This is a genomic window from Citrobacter sp. Cpo100 (assembly GCF_030332595.1).
Lineage (GTDB): Bacteria > Pseudomonadota > Gammaproteobacteria > Enterobacterales > Enterobacteriaceae > Citrobacter > Citrobacter portucalensis.
Genome location: NZ_JAOWHM010000023.1, coordinates 233,601 through 253,791, shown reverse-complemented (window position 1 = coordinate 253,791; position 20,191 = coordinate 233,601). Strand labels below are relative to the sequence as shown.

The 20,191-nt window shown below is 52.3% G+C and carries 16 protein-coding genes; 9 read left to right on the top strand and 7 right to left on the bottom strand.

The genetic code is table 11. The annotated features are described in order from the left end of the window. Window positions 1–193 precede the first annotated feature (193 nt). The 4 genes from lpdA to pdhR all read right to left on the bottom strand — a co-directional run bounded on the left by lpdA (window position 194) and on the right by pdhR (window position 7,289). Window positions 194–1,618 carry a dihydrolipoyl dehydrogenase gene (gene lpdA / locus OGX96_RS02320; protein WP_003829486.1) on the bottom strand — a complete coding sequence of 475 codons (1,425 nt, stop codon included), beginning with the start codon at window positions 1,616–1,618 and terminating at the stop codon, window positions 194–196. Window positions 1,619–1,793: 175 nt separating this feature from the next. After that, the gene (gene aceF / locus OGX96_RS02315) at window positions 1,794–3,683 is read right to left on the bottom strand and encodes a pyruvate dehydrogenase complex dihydrolipoyllysine-residue acetyltransferase (protein WP_003829487.1); all 1,890 of its coding nucleotides are present in this window, start codon (window positions 3,681–3,683) and stop codon (window positions 1,794–1,796) included. Window positions 3,684–3,697: 14 nt separating this feature from the next. Next, window positions 3,698–6,361 (bottom strand): pyruvate dehydrogenase (acetyl-transferring), homodimeric type, encoded by a 2,664-nt coding sequence (gene aceE / locus OGX96_RS02310; RefSeq protein WP_048236129.1) that lies wholly within the window; start codon window positions 6,359–6,361, stop codon window positions 3,698–3,700. Between the two features lie 163 nt (window positions 6,362–6,524). Next, a complete protein-coding gene (pdhR, locus tag OGX96_RS02305; protein ID WP_003018699.1) occupies window positions 6,525–7,289 on the bottom strand; it encodes a pyruvate dehydrogenase complex transcriptional repressor PdhR in 765 nt (254 codons plus the stop codon). A 564-nt stretch (window positions 7,290–7,853) separates the two neighbouring features. On the opposite strand from pdhR, the gene aroP reads away from it, so the two are divergent. The 3 genes from aroP to OGX96_RS02290 all read left to right on the top strand — a co-directional run bounded on the left by aroP (window position 7,854) and on the right by OGX96_RS02290 (window position 11,743). Continuing rightward, entirely contained in the window at window positions 7,854–9,227 is a 1,374-nt protein-coding gene (gene aroP / locus OGX96_RS02300; RefSeq protein WP_008786209.1) for an aromatic amino acid transporter AroP, read from the top strand. A gap of 159 nt (window positions 9,228–9,386) precedes the next feature. Further along, window positions 9,387–10,793 (top strand): glycoside-pentoside-hexuronide (GPH):cation symporter, encoded by a 1,407-nt coding sequence (locus tag OGX96_RS02295; RefSeq protein ID WP_003829494.1) that lies wholly within the window; start codon window positions 9,387–9,389, stop codon window positions 10,791–10,793. Further along, a complete protein-coding gene (locus OGX96_RS02290; RefSeq protein WP_286582141.1) occupies window positions 10,793–11,743 on the top strand; it encodes a glycoside hydrolase family 43 protein in 951 nt (316 codons plus the stop codon). The genes OGX96_RS02295 and OGX96_RS02290 overlap by 1 nt, the downstream gene beginning before the upstream one ends. A gap of 92 nt (window positions 11,744–11,835) precedes the next feature. Here the strand turns inward: OGX96_RS02290 and ampE are convergent, their stop codons facing one another. Both ampE and ampD read right to left on the bottom strand, forming a co-directional pair. After that, window positions 11,836–12,690, bottom strand: a complete 855-nt coding sequence (gene ampE, locus OGX96_RS02285) for a beta-lactamase regulator AmpE (protein ID WP_204192001.1) — start codon at window positions 12,688–12,690, stop codon at window positions 11,836–11,838. Next, the gene (ampD, locus tag OGX96_RS02280; RefSeq protein WP_008786207.1) at window positions 12,687–13,250 is read right to left on the bottom strand and encodes a 1,6-anhydro-N-acetylmuramyl-L-alanine amidase AmpD; all 564 of its coding nucleotides are present in this window, start codon (window positions 13,248–13,250) and stop codon (window positions 12,687–12,689) included. Before ampD ends, ampE begins: the two co-directional genes overlap by 4 nt. An 87-nt stretch (window positions 13,251–13,337) precedes the next feature. Here ampD and nadC point away from each other — a divergent pair, with 87 nt between their 5' ends. The 4 genes from nadC (at window position 13,338) to hofC (ending at window position 17,499) form a co-directional block, all read left to right on the top strand. Beyond that, on the top strand, window positions 13,338–14,231 hold the full coding sequence (gene nadC, locus OGX96_RS02275; RefSeq protein ID WP_003837454.1) for a carboxylating nicotinate-nucleotide diphosphorylase: 894 nt from the start codon (window positions 13,338–13,340) through the stop codon (window positions 14,229–14,231). 243 nt (window positions 14,232–14,474) lie between these two features. After that, complete coding sequence (ppdD, locus tag OGX96_RS02270) at window positions 14,475–14,912, top strand: prepilin peptidase-dependent pilin (RefSeq protein WP_032942370.1); 438 nt, start codon at window positions 14,475–14,477, stop codon at window positions 14,910–14,912. A gap of 9 nt (window positions 14,913–14,921) precedes the next feature. Next, window positions 14,922–16,307: a type II secretion system protein GspE gene (gene gspE / locus OGX96_RS02265; RefSeq protein WP_103285763.1), complete on the top strand. Its 1,386-nt coding sequence runs from the start codon at window positions 14,922–14,924 to the stop codon at window positions 16,305–16,307. Continuing rightward, entirely contained in the window at window positions 16,297–17,499 is a 1,203-nt protein-coding gene (gene hofC / locus OGX96_RS02260; RefSeq protein ID WP_286582138.1) for a protein transport protein HofC, read from the top strand. The genes gspE and hofC overlap by 11 nt, the downstream gene beginning before the upstream one ends. 57 nt (window positions 17,500–17,556) lie before the next feature. Here the strand turns inward: hofC and OGX96_RS02255 are convergent, their stop codons facing one another. Further along, the gene (locus tag OGX96_RS02255) at window positions 17,557–18,600 is read right to left on the bottom strand and encodes a GMP reductase (RefSeq protein ID WP_003829510.1); all 1,044 of its coding nucleotides are present in this window, start codon (window positions 18,598–18,600) and stop codon (window positions 17,557–17,559) included. A 225-nt stretch (window positions 18,601–18,825) separates the two neighbouring features. Here OGX96_RS02255 and coaE point away from each other — a divergent pair, with 225 nt between their 5' ends. Together coaE and zapD are read left to right on the top strand one after the other, a co-directional pair. Further along, the gene (coaE, locus tag OGX96_RS02250; RefSeq protein ID WP_008786202.1) at window positions 18,826–19,446 is read left to right on the top strand and encodes a dephospho-CoA kinase; all 621 of its coding nucleotides are present in this window, start codon (window positions 18,826–18,828) and stop codon (window positions 19,444–19,446) included. Next, on the top strand, window positions 19,446–20,189 hold the full coding sequence (gene zapD, locus OGX96_RS02245; RefSeq protein ID WP_008786201.1) for a cell division protein ZapD: 744 nt from the start codon (window positions 19,446–19,448) through the stop codon (window positions 20,187–20,189). Before coaE ends, zapD begins: the two co-directional genes overlap by 1 nt. The last annotated feature ends 2 nt before the right edge of the window (window positions 20,190–20,191 follow it).

Below are 20,191 nucleotides of genomic sequence, written 5' to 3'. Positions count from 1 at the left end.
TATTTTCCTTTTTCGTGTAATAGAGAGTCCAGAGCCTCTTCTCCGTGCGGCCAGTAGCCACACAATGGCGAAAAAAGTATCGGCAGTTGCGCAATTTTTTTTAGTGGAAATATCAATGAGATGACTACTAAAACTGGTAGTTTTCAGGCAAAAAAAACGCCTCCGAAGAGGCGTTTTCACAAAAGCGGGAAGATTACTTTTTCTTCGCTTTCGGGTTTGGCAGGTCGGTAATGCTACCTTCAAAGATTTCTGCCGCCAGGCCCACGGACTCGTGCAGAGTCGGGTGCGCGTGGATTGTCAGCGCGATATCTTCTGCGTCACAACCCATTTCGATCGCCAGACCGATTTCGCCCAGCAGCTCGCCGCCGTTGGTACCGACAATCGCACCACCGATAACACGGTGAGATTCTTTGTCAAAAATCAGTTTGGTCATACCGTCTGCGCAATCGGAAGCGATAGCACGACCAGAAGCAGCCCACGGGAAGGTGGCGGTTTCGTAGCTAATGCCTTTTTCTTTCGCTTCTTTCTCGGTCAGACCAACCCATGCAACTTCTGGTTCAGTGTATGCAATGGATGGGATAACTTTCGGATCGAAGTAGTGTTTCTTGCCGGCGATAACTTCAGCGGCAACGTGACCTTCATGAACACCTTTGTGTGCCAGCATCGGCTGACCGACGATATCGCCGATAGCAAAGATGTGCGGTACGTTGGTGCGCAGCTGTTTGTCAACGCGGATGAAGCCACGGTCGTCAACTTCCACGCCAGCTTTGCCCGCGTCGAGGTTTTTACCGTTCGGTACACGACCGATAGCGACCAGCACAGCATCGTAACGCTGAGCTTCGGCAGGGGCTTTTTTGCCTTCCATGGAAACGTAGATACCGTCTTCTTTCGCTTCAACGGCGGTCACTTTGGTTTCCAGCATCAGGTTGAATTTCTTGCTGATACGCTTGGTGAAGACTTTAACCACGTCTTTGTCGGCAGCCGGGATAACCTGATCGAACATTTCAACCACGTCGATCTCTGAACCCAGCGCATGGTACACGGTACCCATTTCCAGACCGATGATACCGCCGCCCATTACCAGCAGGCGCTTAGGAACAGTTTTCAGTTCCAGTGCATCGGTGGAATCCCACACGCGCGGATCTTCATGCGGAATAAACGGCAGTTCGATCGGACGGGAACCCGCCGCGATGATTGCGTTGTCGAAGTTGATCACGGTTTTGCCGTTTTCGCCTTCAACTTCCAGGGTGTTTGCCCCGGTAAATTTACCCAGACCGTTAACCACTTTCACTTTACGGCCTTTGGCCATACCCGCCAGACCGCCGGTCAGCTGAGTGATAACTTTTTCTTTCCAGGTACGAATCTTGTCGATATCGGTTTTCGGCTCGCCAAAAACGATACCGTGTTCAGCCAGCGCTTTGGCTTCTTCGATAACTTTTGCTACGTGCAGCAGCGCTTTAGAAGGGATACAGCCGACGTTCAGACAAACACCGCCAAGGGTGCTGTAACGTTCTACGATGACGGTCTCCAGACCTAAATCTGCGCAACGGAAGGCAGCAGAGTAACCTGCAGGGCCTGCCCCAAGTACCACGACCTGAGTTTTGATTTCAGTGCTCATCATGACCTCTTAATTTATACCCGTCGTCCAGCGGGTCGTTCTATCCGCCCGTATTTTACAAAATTGTTAACAATTTTGAAACAACAAACGGCAACCGATTTGTCTTTCGCACAATAACCTCACTGACTTCATGAGATTACCAGAAAAAAGCCGGCCGTCGGGCCGGCTTTTTCGCTTACATCACCAGGCGGCGAATGTCAGACAGCATGTTGTTGATGATGGTGATAAAGCGCGCACCATCCGCACCGTCAATTACACGGTGGTCGAAGGAGAGCGAAATCGGCATCATCAGACGCGGCATAAACTCTTTACCGTTCCACACTGGCTCCATAGAGGACTTGGAGACACCGAGGATAGCCACTTCCGGCGCGTTCACAATCGGCGCGAAGTGGGTAGTACCCAGGCCACCGATGCTGGAGATGGTGAAGCAACCGCCCTGCATTTCGCCAGCGGTCAGCTTGCCATCACGCGCTTTCTTGGAGATCACGGTCAGTTCACGAGACAGCTCGGTAATGCTCTTCTTGTTCACGTCTTTGAAGACCGGAACAACCAGACCATTCGGAGTATCAACCGCTACACCGATGTTGATGTATTTCTTCAGGGTCAGGCGCTGACCGTCTTCAGACAGGGAGCTGTTGAAGCGCGGCATCTGTTCCAGAGCTGCGGCAACGGCTTTCATGATGAAGACTACTGGGGTGAATTTCACGTCCAGTTTACGTTTTTCAGCTTCGGCGTTCTGCTGTTTACGGAACGCTTCCAGATCGGTGATATCGGTCTTATCGAAGTGAGTAACGTGCGGGATCATCACCCAGTTACGGCTCAGGTTAGCACCAGAAATTTTCTGGATACGGCCCAGTTCCACTTCTTCGATTTCACCAAACTTGCTGAAGTCCACTTTCGGCCAAGGCAGCATGCCCGGGATACCGCCACCTGCTGCTGCAGCCGGAGCCGCTTCAGCACGCTTGATAGCGTCTTTCACGTAAGCCTGAACGTCTTCACGCAGGATACGACCTTTGCGGCCAGAACCTTTCACTTTCGCCAGGTTCACACCGAATTCGCGCGCCAGGCGACGAATCAGCGGCGTTGCATGAACGTAAGCGTCGTTTTCAGCAAACTCAGATTTGCCTTCCGCTTTCGCGGCCGGAGCTGCGGCTTGCGCAGGCGCTGGTGCAGCGGCCGGAGCCGGAGCTGCTGCTTGTGCAGGAGCGGCTGCAGGTGCTGCGCCTTCGACTTCGAAGACCATAATCAGAGAACCGGTTTTAACTTTGTCGCCGGTGCTGATTTTGATTTCTTTCACGGTACCCGCGAACGGTGCCGGAACTTCCATCGACGCTTTATCGCCTTCAACGGTGATCAGTGACTGCTCAGCGGCAATTTTATCGCCCACTTTAACCATCACTTCAGTGACTTCAACTTCGTCACCACCGATATCCGGTACGTTAACTTCTTTCGAGCCGGAAGCAGCCGGAGCCGCCGCTGCTGCTGGAGCAGCCGCCTGAGCCGGTGCAGCAGCAGGCGCAGCGCCCGCCACTTCGAAGACCATAATCAGGGAACCGGTAGACACTTTGTCACCCGTGTTGATTTTGATCTCTTTGACGGTACCTGCGAACGGCGCCGGAACTTCCATAGAGGCTTTGTCACCTTCAACGGTGATCAGAGACTGTTCAGCCGCAACGGTGTCGCCCACTTTAACCATGATCTCGGTAACTTCTACTTCGTCGCCGCCGATGTCAGGTACGTGTACGTCTTTCGCCGCAGAGGCAGCAGGTGCTGCTGCCGGAGCTGCTTCTTTCTTCTCTTCTGCCTGAGCAGGTGCAGCTGCTGCTGCACCGTCGGCGGAATCGAAAATCATGATCAGTTTGCCGGTCTCAGTTTTGTCGCCAACAGAGACTTTGATCTCTTTAACGATACCCGCCTGAGGGGACGGAACTTCCATAGAGGCTTTGTCGCCTTCTACGGTGATCAGCGACTGTTCAGCTTCAACTTTGTCGCCTACTTTGACCAGGATCTCGGTGATTTCAACTTCATCAGCCCCGATGTCCGGTACATTGATTTCGATAGCCATTATTCTTTTACCTCTTACGCCAGACGCGGGTTAACTTTATCTGCATCGATGTTGAATTTGATGATTGCGTCAGCAACCACTTTCTTATCGATTTCGCCACGTTTAGCCAGTTCGCCCAGGGCCGCTACAACCACGTAGGAAGCATCAACTTCGAAGTGGTGACGCAGGTTTTCACGGCTGTCAGAGCGACCGAAACCGTCAGTACCCAGTACGCGATAATCATCAGCCGGTACATAAGTACGAACCTGTTCGGCAAACAGTTTCATATAGTCAGTAGATGCCACTGCCGGAGCGTCGTTCATCACCTGAGCGATGTACGGAACGCGCGGAGTTTCCAGCGGGTGCAGCATGTTCCAGCGCTCACAATCCTGGCCATCACGCGCCAGTTCAGTGAAGGAGGTTACGCTGTAAACGTCAGATCCTACACCGTAGTCGTTCGCCAGGATCTGTGCTGCTTCACGCACGTGACGCAGGATAGAACCGGAGCCCAGCAGCTGAACTTTACCTTTCTTACCTTCGAGGGTTTCGAGTTTGTAGATACCTTTACGGATACCTTCCTCGGCACCTGCTGGCATTGCCGGCATGTGGTAGTTTTCGTTCAGCGTGGTGATGTAGTAGTAAACGTTCTCTTGTTTCTCACCGTACATACGCTCCAGACCATCGTGCATGATGACCGCAACTTCGTACGCGTAAGACGGATCGTAAGAGATACAGTTCGGGATAGTCAGAGACTGAATATGGCTGTGACCATCTTCGTGCTGCAGACCTTCACCGTTCAGCGTCGTACGACCGGAAGTACCACCAATCAGGAAGCCACGAGCCTGTTGGTCGCCTGCCTGCCAGCACAGGTCACCAATACGCTGGAACCCGAACATGGAGTAGTAGATGTAGAACGGGATCATCGGCAGATCGTTGGTGCTGTAAGAAGTCGCAGCAGCCAGCCAGGATGCGCCTGCACCCAGTTCGTTGATACCTTCCTGCAGGATCTGACCTTTCTCGTCTTCTTTGTAGTAAGCAACCTGCTCACGGTCCTGCGGGGTGTACTGCTGACCGTTCGGGCTGTAGATACCAATCTGACGGAACAGACCTTCCATACCGAAAGTACGCGCTTCGTCAGCGATGATCGGAACCAGACGATCTTTGATCGACTTGTTCTTCAGCATCACGTTCAGGGCACGAACGAAAGCGATAGTGGTGGAGATTTCTTTGTTCTGCTCTTCCAGCAGCGCACCGAAGTCTTCCAGAGCTGGCAGTTCCAGCTTCTCGGTGAAGTTCGGCTGACGAGCTGGCAGGTAGCCATGCAGTTTCTGACGCTGAGCGTGCAGATAAGTGTGCTCTTCAGAACCTTCCGGGAAGGTGATGTAAGACAGGTTTTCAACCTGCTCATCAGTCACAGGAACGTTGAAACGGTCGCGGATATAACGCACGCCGTCCATGTTCATTTTCTTAACCTGGTGAGCGATGTTTTTACCTTCAGCAGTGTCACCCATGCCGTAACCTTTGATGGTATGGGCCAGGATTACAGTTGCTCTGCCTTTGGTTTCCTGCGCTTTTTTCAGTGCAGCGTAGACTTTCTTCGGATCGTGACCACCACGGTTCAGAGCCCAAATCTGCTCGTCAGTCCAGTCAGCAACCAGTGCTGCGGTTTCCGGGTATTTACCGAAGAAGTGCTCACGTACGTATGCGCCATCTTTGGATTTGAAGGTCTGGTAGTCGCCGTCAACGGTTTCGTTCATCAGCTGGATCAGTTTACCGCTGGTGTCTTTACGCAGCAGCTCATCCCAACGACCGCCCCACATGACTTTGATAACGTTCCAGCCAGCGCCTGCGAAGATGCCTTCCAGTTCGTTAACAATCTTGCCGTTACCGGTTACCGGGCCGTCAAGACGCTGCAGGTTACAGTTGATAACAAAGACCAGGTTGTCCAGTTTTTCACGGGTCGCGATGGTGATCGCACCTTTAGATTCTGGCTCATCCATCTCGCCGTCGCCCAGGAAGGCGTAAACGGTCTGTTTAGAGGTATCTTTCAGGCCACGGTGTTCCAGATATTTCAGGAATTTAGCCTGGTAGATAGCACCGATTGGGCCCAGACCCATAGATACGGTCGGGAACTGCCAGAATTCTGGCATCAGTTTCGGGTGCGGGTAGGAAGACAGGCCTTTGCCATGTACTTCCTGACGGAAGTTGTTCATCTGCTCTTCAGTCAGACGACCTTCCAGGAATGCGCGTGCGTAGATGCCCGGAGAGATGTGACCCTGGAAGTACACCAGATCGCCGCCATCTTGCTCGTTGCGTGCGCGGAAGAAGTGGTTGAAGCAAACATCATATACCGTTGCGGAGGACTGGAAGGATGCCATGTGGCCACCCAGCTCGAGGTCCTTTTTAGACGCGCGCAGTACGGTCATGATGGCGTTCCAGCGGATAGCAGAACGAATACGACGTTCCAGCTCCAGATTGCCCGGGTATTCCGGTTCATCTTCAACGGCAATAGTGTTTACATAATTGCTGGCCCCTGCACCTGCCGCTACTTTCACGCCGCCTTTGCGAGCTTCTGAAAGCAGTTGGTCGATCAGATACTGAGCACGCTCAACACCTTCTTCACGGATGACCGATTCGATCGCCTGTAGCCAGTCGCGAGTTTCGATCGGATCCACGTCATTTGGGAAACGTTCTGACATGGGGGTATTCCTTATCTATCTAATACGTTGAGTTATCTGGAACCTGTCCCATTACGTTCTCGCCAGAGAGCGTAATAAGACAGGTTCTGCGTTTAGTTGCCGCGCACTTTATATGGCGCTTGATTTACAACATCTTCTGGTTAACGTTCTACCAGAAAAATCACTAATTCTTTCGTTGCTCCAGACGGCGTAAGGCGCGTTCACGACGGCTTTCCTCACGGCTTCTGTCTAGCAGGATCTCTTCGATAAACGCCAGGTGACGGTGGGACGCTTCACGCGCCTCTTCCGGCTTCCCGGCAATAATTGCTTCAAAAATACGGGTACGGTGACTGCTAACCAGTGGCAGCATTTCACGACGCGCATACAGCAATTCGAAGTTTTGCCGAACGTTCTGGGCCAGCATCGGCTCCATACACCTTAGCAAATGGAGCAGCACCACATTGTGTGCCGCTTCGGTGACAGCAATTTGATACTGGAGTACCGCATCAGATTCGCCGTCAAGATCGCCGGACTGTTGAGCAAGCTCGATCGCATGGTGGAGTTCACGGATACGCGTTTTGTCTTCATCCGTGCTGCGCAGTGCAGCGTAATAAGCCGCAATACCTTCCAGCGCATGGCGCGTCTCAAGCAGGTCAAACTGGGATTCAGGATGGTCGGAGAGCAGCTCTACCAGTGGGTCGCTAAAGCTCTGCCACAGGCTGCTCTGAACAAAAGTGCCACCGCCCTGACGACGAAGCAGTAAGCCCTTCGCTTCAAGGCGTTGGATCGCCTCGCGTAAGGAGGGGCGGGAGACGTCGAACTGTTTTGCCAGCTCGCGTTCCGGTGGGAGTTTTTCTCCGGGGCGAAGTGTCCCCTCAAGAATTAAAAACTCCAGCTGCTGCTCAATCACATCGGAGAGTTTTGGTTGGCGGATTTTGCTGTAGGCCATGATTTCCTGTCTTAAGCCATTTGCCCGGAGTCAATTGGTCTTACCAATTTCATGTTCTTGACGCTAAAGTAACAAAGTATTCACCTTCTGTCCATACAGGTTTTGATTGAAATCAGTAAAGGAGGCATATTTTAACAACATTACAGAAATAACGTTTCAAACATGTAACTATGCACAAATGTTAAATTTACCCACCTCGGGGTAGTTTTAACGGAATTGAAACGAAAAATTATCTCATCTGAACCGATTCACCTGCTTATTTATCGATATATCAACCACTATTAATGAATAGAAATTCAAAATGGAAATTTTGTGGTAGATAAACTCGCATTTACAAATGGTTTCTTTTTATTCAACTCGTCATCTTCCCCGCATAAAGCAGGTGCATTCGCGCTCGCATATCATTATTCTGATCAAGACAAAAGTATTAAGGCAACATTTTATCAAAAGCATCTGTAAACAAATTAATACAACAAACGGAATTGCAAACTTACACACGCATTGCTGCGTAGTTCAAAAAATAAGCACTCGAAATATGAAGAGTAAAACCACACACGAGGTTTCATGATGGAAAGTCAACAGCATGGCGATCAGCTCAAGCGCGGCCTTAAGAACCGCCATATACAGCTAATCGCGCTGGGTGGCGCGATTGGTACCGGGTTATTCCTCGGTAGCGCATCCGTTATCCAGTCTGCAGGACCGGGTATTATTCTGGGTTACGCTATTGCCGGCTTTATCGCCTTTTTGATTATGCGTCAGTTAGGTGAAATGGTGGTTGAAGAGCCCGTTGCAGGCTCATTTAGTCACTTTGCTTATAAATACTGGGGTGGTTTCGCGGGGTTCTCTTCCGGCTGGAACTATTGGGTGCTGTACGTGCTGGTTGCCATGGCAGAGCTAACTGCCGTGGGTAAATACATCCAGTTCTGGTACCCGGAGATCCCAACATGGGTGTCTGCGGCTGCCTTCTTTGTGCTGATCAACGCCATCAACCTGACCAACGTGAAAGTGTTTGGTGAGATGGAGTTCTGGTTCGCCATTATTAAAGTCATTGCCGTCGTAGCGATGATCCTGTTCGGCGGCTGGTTACTGTTTAGCGGTAACGGCGGCCCGCAGGCCAGCGTCAGCAACCTGTGGGACCAGGGAGGCTTCCTGCCGCATGGCTTCACCGGTCTGGTGATGATGATGGCTATTATTATGTTCTCTTTCGGTGGGCTGGAGCTGGTCGGGATCACCGCAGCAGAAGCGGATAACCCGGAGCAAAGCATTCCCAAAGCGACCAACCAGGTTATCTACCGTATCCTGATTTTCTATGTGGGTTCGCTGGCGGTTCTGCTTTCCCTGATGCCGTGGACGCGTGTCACGGCGGATACCAGCCCGTTTGTCCTTATTTTCCACGAACTGGGCGACACCTTTGTTGCTAATGCCCTGAACATCGTAGTGCTGACTGCCGCCCTTTCTGTCTATAACAGCTGCGTATACTGCAACAGCCGTATGCTGTTCGGTCTGGCACAGCAGGGCAATGCGCCCAAAGCGCTGATGAACGTCGACAAACGCGGTGTACCGGTGAACACCATTCTGGTTTCCGCACTGGTGACGGCTCTGTGTGTGCTGATCAACTACCTGGCACCGGAATCCGCCTTTGGCCTGCTGATGGCGCTGGTGGTTTCCGCACTGGTGATCAACTGGGCAATGATTAGCCTGGCACACATGAAGTTCCGCAAAGCCAAACAGCAGCAGGGTGTTACCACCCGCTTCCCGGCGCTGCTCTATCCGCTGGGTAACTGGGTGTGCCTGATTTTCATGGCTGCAGTACTGGTGATTATGCTGATGACGCCGGGTATGGCGATCTCGGTGTACTTAATCCCTGTATGGATTGCCATTCTTGGCATCGGCTACCTGTGTAAACAAAAAACGGCCGGCGCGGTTAAAGCGCATTAATCCCCCCCTCCCCCCACCTGCGTCAGGTGGGGGTTGTTACCTGCCTCACACTTTCCCACTCACGACTGTTTAGTCCATATCAGCGGCGTTATCCTGCAACGCAAAAACACCGGTGCCGGACAATAATTCTCTCCATATCTCATTAATGGAGTGCAGTTGATGGAAACCAGTAAGCTCACGGTGAAAGAAAAGATCGGCTATGGAATGGGCGACGCCGGATGCAACATCATCTTTGGCGCCATCATGTTGTTTGTTAACTATTTTTACACAGACATTTTTGGTCTGGCACCTGCACTGGTCGGCGTATTACTGCTCTCAGTACGCGTTATCGACGCCGTTACCGACCCTATAATGGGCGCGATGGCCGACCGCACCCGTAGTAAATATGGTCGATTTCGTCCATGGCTTTTATGGATGGCTTTCCCGTACGCGTTATTCAGCGTACTGATGTTTACCACTCCAGAGTGGACCTATAACAGCAAAGTTATCTATGCGTTCGTTACCTACTTCCTGCTATCTATTACTTATACAGCGATCAACATTCCCTACTGCTCGCTCGGCAGCGTCATCACCAACGATCCGAAGGAACGCGTCGCCTGCCAGTCATATCGCTTTGTGTTGGTAGGCATTGCAACCCTGCTGCTGTCCCTCACCTTGCTGCCAATGGCCGACTGGTTCGGCGGGGAAGACAAAGCCAAAGGGTATCAGATGGCGATGGCGGTTCTGGCTTTCATCGGCATGTGTATGTTCCTGTTTTGCTTCGCTACGGTCCGTGAACGCGTGCGCCCTGCTGTCCAGACCAATGACGATTTAAAAGCCGATCTGAAAGACGTGTGGAAGAACGATCAGTGGGTAAAAATTCTGCTGTTAACACTGTGCAACGTCTGTCCGGGCTTTATTCGCATGGCTGCCACCATGTACTACGTGACATGGGTTATGCAGCAAAGCACGCAGTTCGCAACGCTGTTTATCAGTCTTGGTGTGGTCGGCATGATGATCGGCAGTATGTTGGCGAAGGTATTAACCGATCGCTGGTGCAAACTGAAAGTCTTCTTCTGGACCAATATTATCCTGGCGATTTTCTCTGCCGCGTTTTACTTCTTCGATCCGAAAGCCACCATGATGATTATGGTGCTCTACTTCCTGCTCAACATCCTGCACCAAATTCCTTCTCCGCTGCACTGGTCGCTGATGGCGGATGTCGATGACTATGGCGAGTGGAAAACCGGTAAACGCATCACCGGAATCAGCTTCTCCGGTAACCTGTTCTTCCTGAAACTGGGCCTGGCGATTGCCGGAGCGATGGTCGGCTTCCTGCTCTCCTGGTACGGTTACGACGCTGGGGCGAAAGCGCAAAGCGACTCTGCCATTAACGGTATTATGCTGCTGTTTACCATCATACCGGGCGTAGGCTACCTGATTACCGCAGGCGTGGTTCGTCTGCTTAAAGTTGACCGCGAGTTTATGCAGCAAATCCAGACAGATTTAGAAAAGCGCCGCGCCAACTACCGTGAACTGAATGAATACCACGATATAAAAACGACTGAAACCGTAAGGAAAGCCTAATGAATCAGTGGCCAAATCCCTTTATTGAACAGCGTGCCGATCCGTTTATCTTACGTGACGGTAGCCACTATTATTTCATTGCTTCAGTACCCGAATATGACCGACTGGAGATACGCCGGGCCGACTCGCTGGAGGGGTTGCGCACCGCCGCCCCGGTTGTCGTCTGGCGCAAACCAGAAAGCGGCCCCATGAGCCAACTCATCTGGGCACCCGAAATCCATCATCAGGCAGGCAAGTGGTACATCTATTTTGCTGCCACCCACACACAGTCGCTCGACAAGCTGGGGATGTTCCAGCATCGCATGTTTGCGCTCGAATGTGCCGACGCCGATCCGCTGACCGGGCAGTGGACGGAGAAAGGTCAGATTAAAACGCAGTTTGATACCTTTGCGCTTGATGCCACCACCTTTAACCATCAGGGAAAACAGTGGTACCTCTGGGCGCAGAAGTCGCCCGATATCGCCGGAAACTCCAATATCTACCTCGCAGAGCTGGAAAATCCATGGACGATTAAAGGCGAGCCGGTCATGCTAAGTCATCCTGAGTATGACTGGGAATGCCGGGGTTTTTGGGTCAATGAAGGTCCTGCCGTCATGGTTCATGGCGATAAGCTGTTTATCAGCTATTCCGCCAGCGCCACCGATGAGAACTACTGTATGGGATTATTGTGGATTGACCTCAACGCCGATCCGCTCAAACCGCAGAACTGGCACAAATCACCGCGTCCGGTCTTTACCACCAGTTATGAAAACCGCCAGTTTGGGCCAGGACACAACAGCTTTACACAAACGCCGGAAGGTGAAGATGTACTGGTGTATCACGCGAGAAACTACACCGAAATCGAGGGCGATCCGCTGTACGACCCAAACCGCCACACTCGTCTGAAGCTCGTGCGTTGGGACGAAAACGGCATGCCAGATTTTGGCGTGCCGCCTGCTGATACGAACTAAACCGTTGCACTGCCCGGTGGCGCTAGCGCTTACCGGGCCTACACGTTTTTTCATTGTAGGCCGGATAAGCATTAGCGCCATCCGGCACAACGCTATACTAATGCCCCATAAATGGTGAGCACCGCAATAACCACCACCACCACAAACGAGGTTTTCTTCGCCAGCGAAACGGCGGCTTTTGGCGTTTCGACTTTATCGGTGTGCGGTTCACGCGCCAGCGAGAACTGCGCCAGACGCGTAAGCACCTGATATTGCGACGTGTGCAGATCCGCAAGCGAGGCAAACCAGGCCGGCAGCGCTTTCTCACCATGTCCCAACAGCGCATAGACCACGCCCGCCAGACGCACCGGGATCCAATCCAGCACATGCAGGATCGCATCAATGCCTGATTGCAGACGCTGGTGCGGTGTCTGATAGCGCGCCAGCCAGGACTGCCAGGCGCGTAAAAAAGCATAACCAACCAGCGTCACAGGTCCCCACGGACCACCGACAATCAGCCAAAATAACGGCGCCAGATAAAAACGGAAGTTGTTCCATAACAGCGCGTTCTGCAGTTCGCGCAAGAATTCACGCTCATCGCAGTCCGGCGGAACCCCATGGATAAGCGTCAGCTCGCTGGCCATCGCATCACGGGCGTGAGCATCATCGCGAGCAGCCGCGTTCAGGTAAGCGTGATAGTGAAGGCGCGCCTTGCCAGCACCGATGCACAGCAAGCCAATTAAGATCCACGCCACCAGCAACGGAACATTAAACAACAGCCCATGAAGTACGCGCAGTAGCAGAAATGTCACTCCCATCGCAATCAGAGTCATGCCTACCGTACGCATCATCGAAAAATGCTTAATCCGGCGGAAAAAAGCTTCAATCCGGTGATCAAGCTGCCAGTGCTCACCCAGCTTAAACAGGCGTTCAACAATCAACACCAATAATGTTGTAAACAGCGTCATGTCATCTCCTTGTGCGACGAGGGGGTGACCAGGGCGCGGAACCTTGCCCAGTCAAAGGACGGCCCGGGATCGGTCTTACGCTCGGGCGCAATATTGCAATGTCCTGTCATGTTGTTAGCAATGGCCGGATAACGCGTAATCAGAGTATTCGTCACGGCAGCCAGTTGCTGATACTGCGCATCGGTATAGGCCAGCGTATCCGTCCCTTCCAACTCAATACCAATTGAAAAATCATTACAGCGTTCTCGCCCTTGATAGCTCGACACACCCGCATGCCAGGCGCGTTTATCAAAAGGCACATATTGCACGATTTCACCGTCACGGCGAATCAAACAATGGGCCGAAACACGCAGATGGGCGATCCCGGCAAAATAAGGATGGGCGTTGGGATCAATCGTGCCCGTAAACAGCGCGTCTATCCACGGGCCACCAAACTCGCCGGGCGGCAGGCTGATATTATGCACCACCAGCAGAGAAGGGTTTTCGTCATCCGGGCGGCAATCGTAATGCGGAGAGGGAACGCGTCGCGCCTCTGCCAGCCAGCCCTCGTCTAACAACATGCAGAATCTCCTTATTGGTGGTGCTCATATCAGGTTCAGGGTAGCATGTTTCCACCTTATGATTCGTTAGCAATTTGGAGTTTTATCATGCCGCCTCGCCGCTATAACCCTGACTACCGACGTGACGCGCTGTTGGAACGCATAAATCTGGATATCCCTGCCGCTGTAGCTCAGGCGCTGCGTGAAGATTTAGGCGGAGAAGTTGATGCCAATAACGATATCACCGCACAGCTTTTACCCGAAGACATGCGCTCCCATGCCACCGTAATCACCCGCGAAGATGGCGTTTTTTGTGGAAAACGTTGGGTGGAAGAGGTCTTTATTCAGCTGGCTGGCGATGATGTCAACATCACCTGGCATGTCGAAGATGGCGACAGCATAAAGGCCAATCAGCCGCTGTTTGAACTGGACGGCCCTTCCCGCGTTTTACTGACCGGTGAACGTACTGCGCTGAATTTTGTGCAGACGCTTTCAGGTGTAGCGAGTGAAGTGCGTAAATACGTCGACCTGTTAGCGGGAACCAAGACCCAACTGCTGGATACGCGCAAAACCCTGCCGGGACTGCGTACCGCGCTAAAATACGCCGTATTGTGCGGCGGCGGCGCGAATCATCGTTTGGGGCTGTCCGACGCCTTCCTGATTAAAGAAAACCACATTATTGCTTCCGGCTCGGTACGTCAGGCCGTCGAAAAAGCCTTCTGGTTGCACCCGGATGTGCCGGTTGAAGTCGAAGTAGAAAGCCTGGATGAACTGGACGACGCGCTGAAAGCCGGGGCCGATATCATCATGCTCGATAACTTCGAAACTGACCAAATGCGCGAAGCGGTAAAGCGCACCAACGGCCAGGCGCGTCTGGAAGTGTCGGGCAACGTCACCCATGAAACGCTGCGCGAATTTGCCGAAACCGGTGTGGACTTTATCTCCGTTGGCGCGCTGACCAAACATGTTCGCGCACTCGATCTCTCCATGCGATTTCGCTAATTGCTGATTGTATTGCCCGATGACGCTTCGCTTATCGGGCCTACTACACAGGTTTATTCCGTAAGCCGAATACGGCATTTACACCACCACCCGGCAGTTTCTTCGAGTCTCTTCGCAAGTACATTGTCTGACTCTGTAATTTCGTAAAAATCCTCTGAACCCGCTTTCCCGTTTTGTTTTTTGTCTCTCGCCGTCCTCCCGTCGGTTTGCCAAAGTAGCGCCAGCAAACTCAAGGAGCGAACGATGAACAAGCAACGAGGCTTTACGCTTATCGAACTCATGGTGGTGATTGGCATTATTGCCATCCTTAGCGCCATCGGCATTCCGGCATATCAAAACTATCTGCGCAAAGCCGCGCTGACGGACATGCTACAAACATTTGTCCCCTATCGCACGGCGGTTGAGCTCTGTGCACTGGAGCATGGCGGAACAAATACCTGTGATGCCGGAACGAATGGTATTCCCTCTCCAACAACTACCCGTTACGTCTCAGCCATGAGCGTTGAAAAGGGAGTTGTCAGCCTTAGTGGGCAGGAAAGCCTGAACGGGCTAAGCATCACCATGACGCCAGGTTGGGACAATGCCAACGGCATTACCGGCTGGAACCGAAACTGCGTCATCCAGAACGACAGCGCATTGCAGCAGGCCTGTGAAGACGTTTTCCGCTTCGATACCCACTAAGGAACAGAGATGAACACCACCCAACTTACGGCACTATGCCAACGTTATCAGGCAATATTACTGGATGCAGACAATGAAGTGGTGCATATCGCCGTCGTAGACGCCCCATCACACGAGCTGCTGGATGCGCTGCATTTTGCCACCACCCGACACATCGACATTGTCTGCTGGACACGTCAGCAAATGGAAGGCCACACGCATACACCGCAGAAAATGCTCCCAGCAGTAGTCACGAAAAGCAGCGCCAGCGCGGCAGACTTGCTGAATCAGACGTTTCATTCCGCTCTGACGCAACGGGCTTCTGATATTCATTTTGAACCCGAGGAAAATCACTATCGAATCAGATTACGCGTAGATGGCGTGCTTCACGCTTTACCGGAAGTCACGACCGAGATGGGCATTGCCATCACCGCAAGGTTAAAAGTATTAGGCAGCCTGGATATCGCCGAGCATCGGCTTCCACAAGACGGACAATTTACCGTTGAGATTTCAGGAGAGCCGGTCTCGTTTCGCATCGCCACCCTACCCTGTCGCTACGGCGAAAAAGTCGTGTTACGGCTACTTCATCAGGTCGATCAGTCACTGGAGATCGCGGCGCTGGGAATGCAAGACGCGCAGCTGGCCGCATTTTCGCAAGCCTTGCAGCAGCCTCAGGGGCTGATTCTGGTTACCGGGCCTACCGGAAGCGGCAAAACGGTCACGCTGTACAGTGCGCTGCAAACCCGAAACACCCCGGATGTGAATCTTTGTAGCGTGGAGGATCCGGTAGAGATCCCGATCGCAGGCCTCAACCAGACGCAAATTCACCCACGCGCCGGTTTGACTTTTCAGGGAGTCTTACGCGCGCTGCTGCGCCAGGATCCCGACATTATCATGGTGGGTGAAATCCGCGATGGCGAAACGGCAGAAATAGCCCTTAAAGCCGCACAAACAGGTCATCTGGTTCTTTCTACGCTGCATACCAATTCCACCAGTGAAACGCTGGTGCGCCTGCAACAAATGGGTGTCGCACGCTGGATGATCGCCTCCGCGCTGACGCTCGTTATTGCACAGCGGTTGGTCAGAAAGTTGTGCCCCCATTGCCGACAACGTCAGAGTACGCCTATCACGCTCCCGAAAACTGTCTGGCCTACACCACTACCGAATTGGCAGGCCCCTGGCTGCAAACATTGTTATCACGGATTTTATGGCCGTACGGCATTGTTTGAAGTGCTCCCTGTTACTCCGGCATTACGTCAGAGTATTGCCAGTGGCACATCCGTAGACGAAGTGGAATCTGATGCTCAGCAATCAGGAATGAGAACGCTTTTCGAGAATGGCTGTCAGGCCGTCGAGCAAGGGTTAACGACATTTGAAGAGCTGATTCGTGTACTGGGCATGCCTCATGTCCGCTAAACAGCTTTGGCGCTGGCAAGGCATTAACAACGAAGGTAAATCGCTGGAAGGCACACTATGGGCCGATACCCGACCGTCATTGATGCTGGCTCTTGAGAAACAACAGATTACGCCGCTGCGCATTAAATGTATGCGTGTCAAAACCTCGCACTGGAGCCGAACAAGAAGCGCCGAAACCATACACCAGTTGGCGACATTGCTAAAGGCAGGGTTAACGCTCTCAACAGGGCTAGCTCTGCTTGCTGAACAGCATCCCAGCACTCAATGGCAGGCGCTACTGCGTACGCTGGCTTACGATATGGAACAGGGCATAACCCTCTCCGCCTCGTTATCACAATGGCAACACGTTTTTCCGCCCCTTTACCAGGCAATGATCCGTACCGGAGAACTTACGGGTAAGCTGGACGACTGCTGTTTTGAACTCGCCTACCAGCAAAAGAAACAACAGCAACTTGCTGATAAAGTTAAAAAAGCCCTGCGCTATCCGATCATCATCATAACAATGGCGGTGATGGTCGTATTTGCGATGCTGCAGTTTGTACTCCCTGAGTTTGCCGCTATCTACCAGACGTTCAACACCCCGCTACCGGCGCTCACTCAGTGGATTATTACCATCGCACACTGTAGCAGCCAATGGGGATGGCTGGCGGTAGCGCTTGGCCTGGTAGCAGTTGCCACACATCATTTGATAAAGCAGAAACCGTACTGGCTCATTCTGCGCCAGAAATTGCTGCTCAGCCTCCCGGTCATAGGGACGATGGTGAGAGGGCAAAAACTCACGCAGATATTCACTGTTCTGGCGTTAACGCAAAATGCGGGCATTCCCTTTTTGCAGGGTCTTGAGAGCGTTACCGAAACGCTGGCTAACCCTTTCTGGTCGCAACGTTTAGCACTGGTTCAGCAGGACATCAGCTCAGGAAAACCGATCTGGTTAGCACTTAAAAATAGCTGTGAATTCAGCCCATTGTGTATACAGCTGGTCAGAACTGGTGAAGCTTCCGGCTCGCTGGATGCAATGCTGCGCAATCTTGCTCATCACCATGGCGAGAAAACCCTGGCTCAGGCTGATAATTTGGCTGCATTACTTGAGCCTGCGTTGCTGGTCATTACGGGGCTTATCATCGGTACACTGGTCGTCGCGATGTATTTACCGATTTTCCATTTGGGAGATGCGATGAGCGGGGTGGGATAGATTCAAATGCCTGATGACGGCGTAACGCCATCAGGCATTTCACAGAACTAGCTGTTCTTACAGGCTATTGAAAACACGGTTTTCTTGTTCCTGTACACGAATAAACGTTGTACGTTTGGTCAGCTCTTTCAGACGGGATGCGCCCACATAGGTACAAGCAGAACGCAAACCGCCGAGGATATCGCGAGCAGTATTATCAACCGGGCCGCGCAGTGGCAGCTTGACGGTTTTACCTTCTGCAGCGCGGTACTGTGCAACACCACCTACGTGACGCGTCATGGCAGATTCAGAGCTCATACCGTAGAACAGCATGAATTTCTCACCGTTCTCTTCAACAATTTTGCCGCCACTTTCTTCATGACCAGCCAGCATGCCGCCGAGCATCACGAAGTCTGCGCCGCCACCGAACGCTTTTGCCACGTCACCCGGCATTGTGCAGCCGCCGTCGCTGACAATCATGCCACCCAGACCGTGGGCTGCATCGGCGCATTCAATAACCGCAGAAAGCTGTGGATAGCCAACGCCGGTTTTTACACGCGTGGTACATACAGAACCTGGGCCAATGCCGACTTTGACAATATCAGCACCGGAGAGTACCAGCTCTTCGCACATTTCACCGGTGACCACATTGCCCGCACAGATCGTTTTAGTCGGCCATGCTTCACGCGCTTTCGACACGAACTGAACAAAATGCTCTGAGTAGCCATTGGCCACATCAATGCAGATAAAGTTCAGCGCGGGGTTGAGCGCCAGAATCTGTTTAGTTTTTTCGAAATCTGCATCAGACGTACCGGTTGAAACCATTACGTGTTTGAGCACATCGGCAGAGCTCTCTGCGATGAAGGCGGCCCAGTCTTCAACAGAATAGTGTTTGTGCACAGCGGTCAGGATGTCGAAGGAAGCCAGTGCCGTTGCCATGGCAAACGTCCCGACAGTGTCCATGTTCGCGGCAATAATAGGTACGCCGGACCAGGTCTGACCTGAATGCTTAAAGGTAAATTGACGTTCCAGCTCAACATCGGAACGGCTTTTGAGAGTAGAACGCTTAGGGCGGATAAGAACGTCTTTGAAACCTAACTTCAGATCTTCTTCGATACGCATGTGCGGATTCCTGGGGTTAATGGCGAAAAATCGAAACTCACAACTCCAGTGACGCTATCATACGCACTAATCAATGCTGCGCAAGACTGCGAAATTCTCTTTTTTTACGCTACAATCCCATAAATTTACCTGGCGAATAGTAGGTTAATCCTGCAGCAGCCTCGCCTTCGCACGCATAACTTTTAACTGTTTGATAATCAAACTTAAACTCCAGGATCGGCATCTATGAGGTATACGGTAGCCTTAACCGGCGGCATTGGCAGTGGTAAAACCACCGTTGCAAATGCGTTCGCTGACCTCGGAATAAACGTCATTGATGCAGATATTATTGCGCGCCAGGTGGTTGAACCCGGCACACCTGCTCTTAAGGCGATCGAAGAACATTTTGGTTCCGACGTTATAGCCGCAGACGGATCGTTGCAGCGACGCATTTTACGCGAACGCATTTTTTCCAATCCTGAGGAGAAAAGCTGGCTGAATGCCCTGCTTCATCCGCTTATTCAGCAGGAAACGCAGCGTCAGTTTCAGCAAGCAACCTCTCCTTATCTGCTATGGGTTGTCCCTTTGCTGGTGGAAAATTCGCTGTATAAAAAAGCCGACCGCGTACTCGTGGTGGATGTCACCCCCGAAACCCAGCTCAGACGCACCATGCAGCGTGATGACGTCACGCGTGAGCATGTTGAACAAATTCTTGCTGCCCAGGCAACGCGTGAAGCGCGGCTGGCCGTGGCAGACGATGTTATTGATAATAATGGCGCACCGGAAGCCATCGCCTCGGATGTCGCCCGCCTGCACGCGCTCTATTTGCAATGCGCGTCGCAGTTTGTCTCACAGGAAAAACCGTAATGCACACCCAGGTCCTTTTTGAACACCCTCTCAATGAGAAGATGCGTACATGGCTGCGCATTGAGTTTTTAATCCAACAGCTCTCCGTTAATTTGCCCATTACTGACCATGCCGGCGCTCTGCATTTTTTCCGCAATATCGGAGATTTACTGGATGTATTTGAACGCGGCGAAGTCCGTACCGAACTCCTCAAAGAACTGGAGCGACAGCAGCGTAAACTCCAGGCCTGGGTCGAAGTTCCCGGCGTCGATCAAAGCAGAATCGACTCTTTGCGTCAGCAGCTAAAAAGTGCAGGCAGCATTCTGATTTCTGCCCCGCGTATTGGACAGACGCTGCGCGAAGATCGTCTGATTGGTCTCGTCCGTCAGCGTTTAAGTATTCCTGGCGGGTGCTGTAGTTTCGATCTGCCGACTCTGCATATCTGGTTACACCTGGCACAGTCACATCGTGACGCGCAGGTTGAAACCTGGCTTGCCAGCCTGAATCCGCTCAACCAGGCGCTGTCGCTGGTACTGGATTTAATTCGCAACTCAGCACCGTTTCGTAAGCAAACCAGCCTGAATGGTTTTTATCAGGACAACGGCGAAGATGCAGATCTACTGCGCTTACAGCTGCCGCTTGATTCGCTGCTTTATCCGCAAATTTCTGGTCATAAGAGCCGTTTTGCCATCCGCTTTATGCCGCTGGATAGCGAGAATGGTCAGGTGCCTGAGCGCCTCGATTTTGAACTGGCGTGCTGTTAAGG